Origin of the sequence: Pseudoalteromonas sp. NC201 (assembly GCF_002850255.1) — a bacterium.
Classification (GTDB): domain Bacteria; phylum Pseudomonadota; class Gammaproteobacteria; order Enterobacterales; family Alteromonadaceae; genus Pseudoalteromonas.
Window position 1 is genome coordinate 3240111 of the sequence record NZ_CP022522.1, and the last position, 14538, is coordinate 3254648.

9 protein-coding genes are annotated in these 14538 nt (G+C 41.8%); 5 read left to right on the plus strand and 4 right to left on the minus strand.

The features are described 5' to 3' along the window. Positions 1–36: 36 nt before the first annotated feature. Entirely contained in the window at positions 37–2319 is a 2283-nt protein-coding gene (locus PNC201_RS14125; protein ID WP_102057417.1) for a TonB-dependent receptor, read from the minus strand. Positions 2320–2876: 557 nt separating this feature from the next. Beyond that, a complete protein-coding gene (sixA, locus tag PNC201_RS14130) occupies positions 2877–3338 on the minus strand; it encodes a phosphohistidine phosphatase SixA (protein ID WP_102057418.1) in 462 nt (153 codons plus the stop codon). A gap of 286 nt (positions 3339–3624) precedes the next feature. On the opposite strand from sixA, the gene PNC201_RS14135 reads away from it, so the two are divergent. From PNC201_RS14135 to PNC201_RS14155, 4 genes are all read left to right on the plus strand, one after another. Next, on the plus strand, positions 3625–6294 hold the full coding sequence (locus PNC201_RS14135) for an insulinase family protein (RefSeq protein WP_102057419.1): 2670 nt from the start codon (positions 3625–3627) through the stop codon (positions 6292–6294). A gap of 264 nt (positions 6295–6558) precedes the next feature. Beyond that, on the plus strand, positions 6559–8796 hold the full coding sequence (locus PNC201_RS14140) for a putative bifunctional diguanylate cyclase/phosphodiesterase (RefSeq protein ID WP_102057420.1): 2238 nt from the start codon (positions 6559–6561) through the stop codon (positions 8794–8796). 822 nt (positions 8797–9618) lie between these two features. After that, the gene (locus PNC201_RS14150) at positions 9619–10014 is read left to right on the plus strand and encodes an MmcQ/YjbR family DNA-binding protein (RefSeq protein WP_010606018.1); all 396 of its coding nucleotides are present in this window, start codon (positions 9619–9621) and stop codon (positions 10012–10014) included. 146 nt (positions 10015–10160) lie between these two features. Continuing rightward, positions 10161–11171 (plus strand): ATP-dependent 6-phosphofructokinase, encoded by a 1011-nt coding sequence (locus PNC201_RS14155; protein WP_102057421.1) that lies wholly within the window; start codon positions 10161–10163, stop codon positions 11169–11171. Between the two features lie 58 nt (positions 11172–11229). On the opposite strand, the gene nhaD is transcribed toward PNC201_RS14155, so the two are convergent. Continuing rightward, entirely contained in the window at positions 11230–12678 is a 1449-nt protein-coding gene (gene nhaD, locus PNC201_RS14160; protein ID WP_029215836.1) for a sodium:proton antiporter NhaD, read from the minus strand. A gap of 146 nt (positions 12679–12824) precedes the next feature. Here nhaD and PNC201_RS14165 point away from each other — a divergent pair, with 146 nt between their 5' ends. Further along, on the plus strand, positions 12825–13514 hold the full coding sequence (locus PNC201_RS14165; RefSeq protein ID WP_102057422.1) for a 2OG-Fe(II) oxygenase: 690 nt from the start codon (positions 12825–12827) through the stop codon (positions 13512–13514). A 37-nt stretch (positions 13515–13551) separates the two neighbouring features. Here PNC201_RS14165 and PNC201_RS14170 read toward each other — a convergent pair whose 3' ends face one another. Beyond that, positions 13552–14487 carry a DUF368 domain-containing protein gene (locus PNC201_RS14170; RefSeq protein WP_102057423.1) on the minus strand — a complete coding sequence of 312 codons (936 nt, stop codon included), beginning with the start codon at positions 14485–14487 and terminating at the stop codon, positions 13552–13554. Positions 14488–14538 lie beyond the last annotated feature (51 nt).

The following is a 14538-nucleotide window of genomic DNA, read 5'->3' on the forward strand; positions in this document are numbered from 1 at the left end:
GCTTTAGTTACTCTATTATAATCACTGTAGCGTGAATTAGAAGAATTTCACTTTGAATTCAGCACCAATGAAGCGCGCTTCATTTAGCATACCGGTGTTGTTATTGAAATCTACACCACCGATAACCACTTGCTCGTCAAATAGGTTACGAACAAAGGCTGACACTTCATATTCGTTATCGCCTTCAAACCACATATAACCAGCACGAAGACCTGTTTCAAACAAGGCTTCGCCTTCAAATTCTACTGATTTGTATAAGAAGAAGTCTACTTCACTACGGTAAGACATATCACCATATACAAAGAACTCGCCATCTTCTAACTCTTTGGTGTAGCGAAGTGTTGCGTTTGCAATCCACTCAGGAGCGTGAGGTAGGCTGTTACCATCAAGTACAGCTAAGCCCTGACCATTAACTGTGTTTGTGACGGTACATTGAGCACAAACCTGAACTGCAAGGTTTTTGTCTTCAAGCTCAGTTTTGTTATAGCTTAGGTTAAACGTTGCATTTAGCTCGTCAGTTAACACCCACTCAGTATCAAGCTCAAAACCATAACCGGTTGTCTTGTCTGCATTCACTAGGCGATTAAAGTTAGCACCACCACCTACAGCCGTTAGCTGTTGGTCGTCCATCTGATAGTAGAATACCGTCGCGTTTACACGACCTTGGCCATCAAGTACGTCTGACTTAATACCAGCTTCAATCGAGTTGGTAGTTTCTGACTTAGCAACAGTTACTTCATCACCGAACAAAATACGGCCTTGAACACTTGGAGCACGGAAGCCGTTAGCAAGACGACCAAACAAGTTTACGTCATCAGTTAGCTTGTAAGTGGCACTTAAATCCCAGCTTACATGGCTATCGCTTGGGTTAGCGGTACCATCAAGTACATCAGGAGAGCCATTCCAAGGTGTTGGGTTTTTAGTACGTTTAGCGTAAAACTCTTTCTCATCGTCAGAATAACGCAAACCAGCTGTTACTTTTAAGTCATCAGATACGGTGTAATCAAAAGAGCCGAATACCGCCCATGCCGATGTATCTTGATCTTGGTAAGCGTAACCGTTCTGCACGCCATACTGGGCATACGCAGCATCATAGCCATTCGTATCGAAGCTATAGCTTTCAATCATGAGATCTTCTTCAAATAAGAAGAGACCTACCTGATAGTTATAGTCGCCTGAAAAGTTGCTTGATAAACGAAGTTCTTGCGTATACTGGTTGTGCTCAGGAATAACATCAGCTGTTTCAGAAGTGAAAATAATCAAACCAGGACCTGAAACGCCAGCATTATTTGGGCCGTAACCACCGTCAACGTCTGCACGAGAATAGATTTCAGCACTTTCCCAAGCAGTAATTGACGTTACAGTATGCTCAGGTAAATCCCACTCAAGCTTTAGACTCAAACCTTGAGTTTCAACCTGTTGCGTTGAGCGAGAGGCTGCATCGTGATATACCACATCGTTGTCATACAATGGGTTAATGTTGTTTGTGCCAGCTTCAATTAAATTTGCGCGAAATGCAATTGGGCGACCATCTAAATCACGGTAGTGGTAGTTAAGTAGGCCGTTAAAATCATCGCCTTCATATAGGAATTGAACACGAACGGCTTGCTCGCTGTAACCACCTAGAGAATCTTCTTTTTCGAAGCCTGGCGCTTTTACATCGATATAGTCTTCTTGTTCCTGCCACAATGCAGAAATACGCGTTGATATACGATCAGTTACTGAGCCGCCTACTGCGCCTTCAAAGTCTACCGCACCGCGGCTACCATAAGAAACAGCAGCATAGCCATCAAACTCTTGGCTTGGTCTAACTGTGTCAAATTTAACAAGACCTGCTGGCGTATTGCGACCAAATAGCGTGCCCTGAGGACCACGTAATACTTCAATACGTGCAATATCGAATACAGGGAAGCCTTTTAGAATAGGGTTTTCTTGAACCACTTCATCAACAACCAAAGATACAGGTTGAGAAGCATTTAGATCGAAGTCTGTGTTACCTAATCCACGTACGTAAAAACGTGGGAAAGTACGACCAAACGAAGATTCTACCGATAAACTTGGGATCTTCGCATTCATAAAGCGAATGTCCATACCCGCTGAGCTGTAAGCATTCAAGTTATCACCTTGGAGCGCTGAAACAGACACAGGTACTTCTTGTGCGTTTTCAACACGTTTACGTGCGGTAATTTGAATAACTTCTAGTTGATTTTTTTTGGCTTGCTCTTCTTCAGCAAGTGCAGAAAATGAAGTACCTGCCACAGCAGAGAACAACGTAGCATTAATAAGGGTAGCTAACGTAGATCTTTTCATTGCTTTCATGTTGGTTTTCGACCTTTTAGTGCACTCTTTGTTCAACGGTTTAAAATTTGGGCGCCGTTTCACTTAGGCGTGAACGTTCAATTTTTCGCGATTTGAATATAATAACGCGGACCTTACAGTCGAGAGTGCGATACAACTTTGTAAGGCTGAACGAGACGGCGGTAATTATAGCAGGTAATTTCTACTTTGCTTTATAAACCGAACTAAAAAATCAATTTTTTTGCAACTTTCAGCGACGTTAGCTGACAGTTTACAACATTTAGCAACAAAAAACACAAAAAAGCGGACAATTGTCCTTTAAACTTAATAGTATATAAGTTCCAAAAAACCACCTTTACCGATAACAGAACCATAACACAGCGGTCGAAACTGTGCCGGTTACCTAAACAATACAAATTTGCGCCCAAACAAACGTATTGGCCATATCGGAAACCATGATTGCAATGCCAATGATATGACACCGGTGTAATGATAAAGTTCAAACAAAATTAAAAAGAGGACATTAGACCGATTAAAGGGAAGTTTTAGCCTTTCTATGCCAATTATGAATAAAAAGCTTAAGGTAACTGCATTGATGTAAATTCGGCGCGTCCAGTCTGTTCATTGTATTCAATTATAGCTACAGCAGCAGTCGAGAAGATAGGCATCGTATCAGGACACAAACGATCGACTAAATAGCTGACAATCGGCATATGTGCAACCAAAATCCAAGTTTGATATACGGGATACATAGACATAAGCGTTTCTAGATAATCGATAGCTGTGTGTGCTGAACCACTCGGCACTATGTCTGAACAGGTTTCAATAAATTTGGGAGTTTGAGGTGCAAGTACTTGCTCCGCTGTTTGTTGTGCTCTGACGAAGGGGCTTACAAGCGCAGCATCTATCTCAAAGTATTGTTTCAACCACTCGCCTACATCCTTGGCTTGCTGTAGCCCCTGTTCGGTTAAGTTTCTACTCGCATCATCAGCCTGCATAGGTTCAGCCTCACCATGACGCATTATTAAGATAGTCTTCATACTGTTCAGCACCTTCTATTTATATCATCCTACATATATTTACTTAAGCGCGATGAGATCCGCATTTAAACTATTGTCGCTAATGGTCTTTCCCTTTTGTACCACTCACAACATCGGATCTTATGCTTGCTGACTTCTCAATATATGCAGCTGGATATTATTTTCTTCTAAACCGGTAGCTATCTCACTGGTTTGTTCGCTATATTAAAACAAATGAAGGATTAACATGAAATGAAATTCTAATTACCTTCAGTTATCTTTTAACTAATTTATCGGCAGCAGCATATTGAAACTGAGTAATAATGATAGTCGGCAGTACCAATTACTAACACTGGACAATGGTCTTAGAGTCTTGTTGATCAATGACGATTCAACCGCTAAGTGCGCCGTATCATTAACCGTTAATGTTGGTCACTTTGACGATCCTGAAGATCGCCAAGGGATGGCACACTTTTTAGAACATATGCTGTTTCTTGGTACTGTTGAACACCCTGACTCTGGTGGGTTTTCTCAATTTATTAGTCAATATGGTGGTCAAAGCAACGCATGGACAGGTACTGAGCATTCAAGCTATTACTTTGACTGTGACGCCGAACGATTAGATGAAGCATTAGCGCGTTTTAGCCAATTCTTTGTATCTCCTTTATTGAGTGATAGCGACACAGAAAAAGAACGAGAGGCGATTGACGCTGAGTTTAAAATGAAAGTCAAAGATGATGGCCGTCGCATCTATCAAGTTCATAAAGAAACCATCAATCCTAAACACCCATTCGCCAAGTTTTCTGTTGGTACGCGAGACACTCTCGCGGATCGTAATGGCAATATAGCCCGTGAATTACGCGCATTTTTTAATAAGTATTATAAAGCTCAGTGGATGACACTAGTTGTTGCCGGACCACAACCGTTGACAACCTTGGAATCCTACAGTTTACCGTTTGCGAAAATAATTGGCTCCAAAGAAGAAAAACCAGCGATACAAGTTCCGATGTATCGTGAATGCGACTTGCAATTAGAGTTAAAAATCAAACCCCGAAAGCATATGCAAAAACTTATTGTCAGTTTTGCTATGCCCAACCCTACAGATTTATACCGCCATAAGAGTGTGAGCTTTTTAGCCCATTTGTTAGGGTATGAAGGTAAAGGCTCGCTGTACTCTATCCTCAAGTCACAAGGTTGGATCAATGCACTATCGGCTGGTGGTGGGATCACGGGTAGTAATTTCAGAGACTTTAACATCAGTTTTGCACTTACCGATGAAGGGATTGAATACTATGAAGACATAGTGGAAATGCTATTCGAGTACATAGCTTTAATTAAGCAAAATACCGCCGCACTACCACGCCTTTACCAAGACAAAAGTACTTTACTGGATATCGCGTTCGATAACCAAGAAGTTGGCCGCATGTTAGACTGGGTAAATTCAATCAGCGTTAATATGCACCACTATGAGGAAGAAGATTTTCTCTATGGTGATTATCGCATGGATGGCTTTTCTCAAGAGCAACACGAAAAACTACTGATGCATTTGTGCCCTACCAATATGCGCCTTGTGCTTATCCACCCTAATGTAGAGGTAAATAAAAAGGCCAAGTGGTACAACACGCCATATAGTGTCTCGCCGATAGCTACAGACTGGATTGAGTCTCTTTATAATGTGCATATGCCTTTGCCACAAATGTCACTGCCATTGATTAATCCATACCTTAGCGCGAAAAATCCACTTCATGATATAGAGAGCGAGCAAGATACGCCGATCCGCCTTGCTGATCAGCCTGGATTTGAATTTTGGTTTAAACAAGATCTGACTTTTAGAGTTACCAAGGGGCATTTTTATCTCGAAATAGACTCCGCCCCGTCCGTCACCTGTCATAAACATATGGCACTATCTCGCCTGTTTGCCGATCTCTTTATGGATGCTGTTGCAGAGCGTTTTTATAGCGCAGAATTGGCAGGCCTTAGTTATCATATTAATTCTCATCAAGGAGGCTTAACCCTGCACACTGCAGGACTTACAGGTAATCAAATTACCTTGGTTTTAGAGCTAGTCGAGGCGCTACTGAACCAACCTATCCATGCAGCTCGCTTTGCAGAATATAAAAAGCAACTTATCCGCCACTGGAAAAATCACAATAAGAATAAACCAGTGAGCGAACTATTTAGCAGACTTGGGGCTCACTTGATGCCATGGAATCCAAGTCCTGAAGATTTAGCCAGCGCACTTAAAAGTGCCAGCTTTAACGAATTTCAATTATTCAGAAAGCAGTTTTTTTCAGCCATTCACGTCAAAGCTTTTATGCATGGTAATTGGCAACTAAAACATGCTGAAAAATTAAAAACATCAGTACACGGGCTGTTTTCAAGCAGCGAAATCTTGGAAGATCTGAAACGTCCCTTAAACGAGTTGACGCAACTAACGGAACAACATATCGAACGTGAAGGCAGTGATTATGCCTTCATTGAATATTTTCAATCACGTACCGATTCTGTTGAAGAAAAAGTCACCATGATGGCGGTTAATAACCTCATAAATCAAGATTACTTTGAACAGTTAAGAACGAAGGAACAACTTGGTTATTTGGTTGGCGCTGGATATGCACCATTCAATACACGTGCGGGTATCGCTTTTTATATTCAATCCCCCAACTTTGATAGTAAACACCTACTTACAAGGCATGCTAGATTTCTTAAACAATTTGCAAAGCAATTACATCAGTTAGATGAGAAAAGTTGGCAGCGCTCTAAAGAAAGCTTGTTGTTACATATTTCGGAGCAAGACAAAAACCTGAGGCTAAGAGCGCAGCGTTTGTGGATTTCAATTACCAATGACTTTCACCAGTTTGATATGCAACAAAGATTAATCCAAGCTTTGGCCGATTTGGAACTAGAAGACATCCTTGCCTATATAGATAAGATGCTAGAGCCAAATGCTCCACGATTGATTTTAAAGTGCAATTAATGCTTTAGTGTAAGCAAGGAGCGCTTATCAAGTTTTCAGATACCTAATAAGACTTTCCTCACCTAGCGCATCCATATAAGTCTCAACTGAAGCTCAAAAAATGCGCAACCATATTCGTTAGCGCAATGAATTTCATCTGAAACTTTGTTTCGCTGTTGTGAAAAACCGCAATTAACCTGAATTTACCCTTAATCAACGTTTTCCTTTTGACTACTACAATGGCTTGATTTAGATTAGAGATTGCAGTTATGAATTACGCATAATATGAGCCTAAAAATAAAAACAATAACAATCAATGCACTACTTTTATCACTGACTCCGCATGTAACTTACGCCAGTGAAGCAAGTGTATTAACTGGTGCCCAGTTAGCCTGGCTTGTACCATGCGTGATTGCTCTGCTCAGCATTCCTTACTTAGTTTGGTCGAATCACCAACTCAAAAAGTCCACTCTTCAACTTAAGCACTCAGAACAACGATTTAAAAGTACGATTGAAGGCAGTGGCGATACACTATGGGACTGGAATATTCAATCAGGTGAGATTGTTCGGATCAACGACAAATACGGCATGAACTCTGCCAAGCCTGGCGGCATCATCCCCAACCAGCATAGGATCCATCCGCAAGACCTATTAATCGTTGAAAAGCTGATGAAACAGCATTTCGCAGAAAAGACACCTTTCTTTGAAGCAAGCTATCGTATTAAAGATGAACTAGGTCAGTATCATTGGGTGTTAGACCGAGGCAAAATTATCGAGAAAGATGCCAACCTCAACCCCTTAAGAATGACAGGTACGGTTCGCGATATTAGTCACTTCAAGAGTACCGAAGAAAGGTTAAATCTGTTTGCAAAATGTGTTGAATCACTTACTGACGCAATCGCAATTTACGACAAACATTATAATTTAGTCGACCTAAATCCAAGCTACTTGAAGCTATTTGGTGGTCAACGGGAACATTATCTGAATAAGCACTTTAACTTACCGGGTTATGATCAGAAGTTTGTCGCCCAAGTAAAAGCTCAGCTAAAGCAAACAGAGCATTGGCAAGAAGAACTCAAACTTCGTAATGCAGCAGACGTACTCTTGCCTATAGAAATTACGATTGACGAGATTAAAAATAATCACGGCCAGATCAGCAACTATGTGGTTGTTTACTCAGATTTAACCGAACGTAAGAAAGCAGAATCACAACTCCACAATTTATCAAATCGCGATCGTACGACAGGTCTCCCCAATCGCAACCTGTTCTTTACCAATCTACAAAAGCTATCGTTACAAGGGGCGCATCATGCCCTACTTGTCTTCGACTTAGATAACTTTAAAAAGATCAACGATTCGCTGGGCCACCAGTTAGGTGATACGCTACTAGCAAAACTAGCAATGCGGCTAAATAAACTTGCTCGCCAACAAGATACCTTTTACCGGCTGGGTGGTGATGAGTTTGCATTGGTAATTTCAGGCACCAATGATATTCACACTATTACACGTACTGCAAAACAGTTTCTAGCTGCGATTGCTACGCCTTTTAAAATTGCTAACCACGAGTTAGTGATCACCTCTTCTGTTGGGATTGTACTATGCCCTGAAGATGGTAAGTCTCCTGAAAGCCTGCTGAAAAATGCAGATACCGCTATGTATCATGCCAAGCAAAAGGGTAACCATTATTTATTCTTTAATGATTCAATGAATGAGCAAGCGGTTAAACGTCTGCAAATAGAAAACTTAATGCGTTATGGCCTCAAAGAGGATCACTTTGTTGTCTACTATCAGCCAAAAATGAACATTAAAACCGGCGAACTGGTTGGTATGGAAGCGTTAGTACGTTTCATTACCCCAAAAAAGGGGGTGATAAGTCCTGGTGTATTTATCCCCATCGCAGAAGAAACTGGACAGATCATCGAAATTGGAGAGGTCGTTTTAGACAAAGCATGCCGTGATGTGAAGCGCTGGATTGATAAAGGATTGTTTAATGGCAGAGTTGCGGTGAATTTATCAGCAAAACAGTTTAGCTTGCCGGATTTGACCACTCGTATCGACATTATCTTGCAAAAAAATCAACTTCCTTCTTATTTTCTTGAGTTAGAAATCACAGAAGGAACGGTGATGGACGATCCAAAAGAAGCAATTTCGATAATGCGCTCCCTCAGTGCTAGAGGAATACACTTAGCCATGGATGACTTTGGTACTGGTTATTCATCACTGGCTTATCTCAAGCAATTTCCACTGAATACACTCAAGGTCGATAAAGCATTTATCGATGACATGGGTAACGAGCGCGGCAGAAACATGGTGGACTCTATTGTCACTATCGCGCACAACTTAGACCTTCATGTTGTCGCAGAAGGTGTTGAAAATGAAGAGCAACTCAATATTTTAGAACAGTTAAACTGCCAAACAGTTCAGGGCTATTACTATTCAAAACCGCTTTCAAGCAATGAATTTGAGCAATTTTTAAAGCAACACACCCCGAGTGAAAAACCAAACCTACAGCTCGTACAATAGCCTTATTTCATTTGACCTAACTACGTTTATGCTTTCCAACTAACTAAATTTGCGCATCGACGCATCCACGCTCTGCGATAGTGCACTCGAAAAAGAACCAGCGCCGCGGGACCTGCCACTAAAGCCAAACTTAACCAGCGTTTTCTCGGCATTCCAGTCCACAGAGTTTGAAGATACATTGCCATCGCACATAAAGCTGAAATAATTCCAAAAGCCACTGATACACCTCGGTTTTTTAATTCAAAAAGAAAACTAAAACATTCTTTATTGGGAAAGAAACATCACATTTCGATACTATTTACTAATGCGGGCGATGAGTCTACACAACGTTCAATATTTAATCAATGAAGAAATTATTGTTGCATATTTTTGTATTATTTAATTTAATAGCGGACTGTTTAGAGGTATAGCATTGCACAAGGGGTGTTATGCCGTAACTTTCCTAATTTGGGAAATAGAGACAAGTGGGAAATTTTTTACGGTCAAATGCCAATGATTTCCTAGCTTAGTCCACTTAGGTTATGAGTGTATTTTTAGCGTACTGTGTTGAGCAGACTTTGTCCTTAACTGGAAATTAAAAGTTAGCTTTTCTAATATTGTAGACGACTGAAATTTTAGTGCTTTTACACACTGTACTTATTTTAATCGTCAACTGTGAGTTAAACCGATATAAAACGGTCAGTTATTCAATAATTGTCTGCGTTATAACGCCATAGTATAGACTTTCTGATAGTTTTTACTGATAGACGATTACAGTATTATCACAAGAGCTGCTAAACTTACTCTCATGTAGTATTAACTGTTACTTCAAGGACACGGGCTATGGATCAGAAAAGCGTACATGAATATTTGCAGGCCAAGCCTGCAACCTTTATCACTAAGCCTTTTGCGCAAGACGTAGATGTGTACAAAGTTCAACATAAAATGTTTGCAACTCTGACTGAGGGGAAAGAGGGGCAAGTAAATGAAAATGGTGAACCTGTTTGGTGGTTAAATGTAAAATGCGACCCTGACGAAGCATTATTGCTTAGAGATAAGTATTCGTCTGTTGTGCCAGGTTATCACATGAATAAGCGTCTTTGGAATACAGTCATCTTAGATGGCACTATTCCAGAAGACGAAATAAAGAAAATGATTGATGATTCTTATCAAATCGTCGTGGATAACCTACCGACCGCACAACGTGAAGAACTTGCTAGCAAAGTCACGCAACGTTAATTAAAACGGCATTTAGGTAAACCTAAATGCCGTTTTACCTCTCTATATCCTCGCACTTAATCTCTATATTTAATGTCGATCAACTTGTCTTCAAATCACTCTGATAGTATACAAAAAGAATAACCAAGCAATGTTAGAGTGACGACATGACGAAAAGGATAGCAGTATTGACAAGTGGCGGTGATGCGCCGGGGATGAACTCAGCGATTAGAGCTATCACGTTAAGTGCCCTGAGGTCTGGATTTCAGTGCTTTGGCTTTTTTCATGGTTACAATGGTCTAATTAATCAAGAGTACACCGAGCTAAGTGCGGTTTCCGTCACCGATATCACCCAACTTGGTGGCACAATTCTAAAAAGTGCCCGCTGCCCTGCGATGCTAGAACCCTCAGGCGTGCTGCAAGCAGCAAATGCCCTGAGAAAGCTCCATATTGACGTACTTATTGTGATTGGTGGTGACGGCTCGTTTAGGGGAATGCAGGCGCTGGCAGCTCACTGGCAAGGTCAGCTAATTGGTATTCCCGGTACTATAGATAACGACCTTTCAGGGTGTGACAACACCATTGGCTTTTCCACAGCCATCAATACTGCCACCTCCGCAATAGATAAAATCCGTGATACCGCAAATGCCTTTGAGCGAGTTTTTATCACCGAGGTGATGGGTCGTCATAACGGGCATATTGCTTACCATGTAGGTATTGCGACAGGTGCTGAGGCTATCATTTCATTTGAAAATTGCACGGTAGAGAATACCTATCAGGTCTTAGCTCATCTCAAAAATGCCATAGAGCAACAACATCAACACGGTAGCTTTTTGATAATACTGGCCGAAAATTTATGGCCAGGCGGCGCTCAAGCGCTTAAGACAGAGTTAAATAGCAATGACGATATCAATTGTGCACTTTGCGTGTTAGGCCATATTCAACGAGGTGGGGCACCATCTGTTGAAGATAGAATGCTCGCCACGGAATTAGGAGTAGCGGCCGTGGAAGTGATTAATGGTAGCATCAAACCAAACACTGATGTTGCGACGCCCGTTATGGTAGGAAAAATACATGGTGCAATTGTAATTACTGAAGTAGAGAAAGTGCTGAATATGGATAAACCAGTATCACAGGAATGGGTACAACGTTATCGGCATTACCTCGCCGAGCAATAAAAGCAGTGAGAGTGAAGCACATATTGATTATTCACTCTCACTACACCTTGTGTAAGCGCTAGCCAAACACGCTAAAAGCAGATTCGTTAAGCCACAGGTGACATAAAATGCTCGCGATATAACCAAGCAAGATCACAGGTGCCCACTTTAAGTGCCCCATAAAAGTATAATAGCCTCTAGCTTGCCCCATAAGCGCAACACCTGCCGCAGAGCCAATAGAAAGTAAACTTCCCCCTACCCCAGCCGTAAGCGTGATCAACAACCAATGGCCATGTGACATTTCAGGTTGCATCGACAGCACGGCAAACATCACTGGAATGTTATCGATGACCGCAGAAATAATGCCTAAGAATACGTTGGCATAGGTTGCAGACCATTCACCGTATAATATCTCTGACATTAAACTTAAATAACCGAGAAACCCAAGACCACCAACACACATAACGATGCCGTAGAAGAATAATAAGGTATCCCACTCAGCGCGTGAAACTTTGCTAAACACATCGAATGGCACAACACTTCCTAACTTCTCGAGACGCTCTTGATCCCCTTCTCTCTCGGCCATCGCTCGCTTTCTTGCTAATGACCCAGGCAATGTCATTCTTAGGAAGTAACCAAAAAACTGTAGGTAGCCCAAGCCCATCATCATGCCAAGAACCGGTGGTAAATGCAGCAAGCTGTGTGAAAGCACAGCGGTTGCGACAGTCAGTAGGAACAAAGTTAAAATTCTCAAAGCGCCGCGTTTAAGCTCTACTCTTTCGTAAACTGCACTGGGCTTTCTATCCGCCACAAAATAACTCATTACGAGTGCTGGTACGATGTAATTGACCAGTGAAGGAACAAATAGCGCTAAAAATTCGCTGAAATGTACCATACCAGCTTGCCATACCATCAAAGTGGTAATGTCACCAAAGGGGCTGAATGCACCGCCTGCATTGGCTGCTATCACAATATTGATACAGCTTAAATTGATAAACTCTTTGTCACCTTCAGCCACCTTCATCACCACAGCACACATCAGTAAGGCTGTGGTTAGGTTATCTGCAATTGGAGAGATAAAAAAGGATAAAAACCCAGTGATCCAAAAGAGATTCTTATAGCTAAAACCCTTTTGGATCATCCACGCTCGTAGCGCATCAAAAAGGCGGCGTTCCTCTAGTGCGTTGATATAAGTCATCGCAACCAGCAAGAACAACATCAGCTCCGCAAATTCTAACAAATTGTGCCGAAATGCATGCTCGGTAACATCGGGTTGCCCCTGATTGACGTAATACGCCCCAATCATGAGCCAAATGACGCCTGCCGCCACGAGCACTGGCTTTGATTTTCGCATATGGAGTTTTTCTTCGAGCATTACAAGTGCGTATGCTAAAACGAAGACAACAATACAAACCAAGCCGAGTGTCGAGCTGGTAAGATCTAAAGTGCCTTGAGCCGCCAAGGCTGGTGATGGGATCACGGATATGACCCATGCGCAACAGAATAGCAGTAGTCCATTGATTTTCATTTTTTTGCCTATCGATGAGTGCAGAGGGATGGCATTTCAGCCAAACTCACTTTAGCATAGATAAAAAATAATCAGCATTGGACTGAAGTCTAAGGCATCCTGTTTACAATATTACAAACAGGCCCATACATCAGCAGTAGGTATTTATGCTTCAACTTTCGCAGCAACAACAAATTGAATTACAGCAAAAATTGAGCAACGAAGGCTTTGCACGGATTGAAAATATTCTAGACGATACAAACGCTCAACAACTACATGAGTGCCTCTGTAACCTAGACTACCAACTCGCACTTTTTCATAACGGGACAGCAAAATCAGTCAAAGACAGTGATATTCTTGCCTTAACACCGCAAGAGCAGCAAGCCTTGCTCGAAGATATACATAGCTATGCATCACGTGGCGTTGGTTTTATGTATGGCCGCCACTCCATAGAATCGACGAGCCCTGAGGCGCTGAAAAAGCTCTACAATAACCTCAATAGTAGCGCTGTACAGTCCTGCTTTTCCGCGATATCTGGACAGAACATTATCCGTACCTCTGCCCAAGCAACACGATTTATTGGTGGTCAGTATTTAACGCGACATAATGATATTGTTGAAGCTGAGGGCCGGGTTTATGCCTATGTACTTAGCCTAAGCAAAAGTTGGCACCCTGACTGGGGCGGGCTACTGCAGTTTTTTGAACGTGATGGCACACCCACTAAAAGTTATGCACCTAAGTTCAATTCACTGGTGGTTTTTGATGTAAGTAAAATTCATTCTGTGACTTACGTCGCGCCATTTACAAAAGCGCCGCGACTTTCTGTGACTGGGTGGTTTAGAACAATAGACACGTAAGCTCAACACGTATCTATTGTTCTAGATGTCTATGTTATTAATATTTTTCGCTTATCTTTTCAATGGTTAAGATCAGCGCAAGGCCTGCAATGGCAAGCGCAATACATGCCAACGTATTCGGGTCTTGACCATACAGCGTACTGTATTGTGCTGGCAAAATATTGGCCTGACTCAATGGCTTTTCTATACCACTGGAATTCACGTAAGTCGTAAGCACTTGTTTCCAAGGCCACAATAAATTAAGCGAGCCAAGTAAAAAGCCAGCTAGTAGCGAAAACGTTACTTGTTGATAGTGCGCCAATAGCCAGCTGAGTAGGCGCGAAAACGACATTAACCCCACAATACAACCTAGTAAGAATAGACTCACTAAGCCAAATTCAAGCTGGTTCACCGCACTGAGTACATGGCCATACATACCCAATAACAGTAGAATAAAGCTCCCTGAGATCCCAGGTAAGATCATCGCGCAAATGGCAATAGCACCTGAGATAAAAAACATCCAATGAGATGCTTGCGCTTCAGCTGGTGAAAGAGAAGTAATAGCAAAGGCCACGACAGCACCAACTACGCAGGCGATAATATTTTGGCCGTTCCAATGAGAGACCTGTTTTGCAACATAAATAAAAGAAGCGACGATAAGACCAAAGAAAAATGACCATACCAGTGTTTGGTGTGCTTCCAATAAATAAGTGATCACCTTCGCCAAAGACGCTGCACTGATGAGCAAACCAGAAAATACCGCCAGTAAAAAGCTACCATCAATGTACTGCCACGTTGCTTTTAGGCCGTCACGGCGCAATGTGCTCAAAGCCTGTAAGTTCACACTTTTGATGGCATTTAAAAAGCGTGCATAGATGCCGGTAATAAAAGCAATGGTGCCGCCAGAAACGCCTGGGACAACATCCGCAGCTCCCATTCCGGCCCCTTTTAAAAACATAAAGAGATAGTCTCGTTTGCTATCTTTATACTGCACAAATTTCTCCTTTCATTTCCACTGCCGAGCAGTTTAACTTAAAACGCTAAA

Coding starts and splice junctions, on each gene's coding strand:
- sixA (WP_102057418.1), bottom strand. CDS start 3,338: ATGAAGACTATCTTAATAATGCGTCATGGTGAGGCTGAACCTATGCAG.
- PNC201_RS14150 (WP_010606018.1), top strand. CDS start 9,619: ATGGATCAGAAAAGCGTACATGAATATTTGCAGGCCAAGCCTGCAACC.
- PNC201_RS14140 (WP_102057420.1), top strand. CDS start 6,559: ATGAGCCTAAAAATAAAAACAATAACAATCAATGCACTACTTTTATCA.
- PNC201_RS14125 (WP_102057417.1), bottom strand. CDS start 2,319: ATGAAAGCAATGAAAAGATCTACGTTAGCTACCCTTATTAATGCTACG.
- nhaD (WP_029215836.1), bottom strand. CDS start 12,678: ATGAAAATCAATGGACTACTGCTATTCTGTTGCGCATGGGTCATATCC.
- PNC201_RS14155 (WP_102057421.1), top strand. CDS start 10,161: ATGACGAAAAGGATAGCAGTATTGACAAGTGGCGGTGATGCGCCGGGG.
- PNC201_RS14165 (WP_102057422.1), top strand. CDS start 12,825: ATGCTTCAACTTTCGCAGCAACAACAAATTGAATTACAGCAAAAATTG.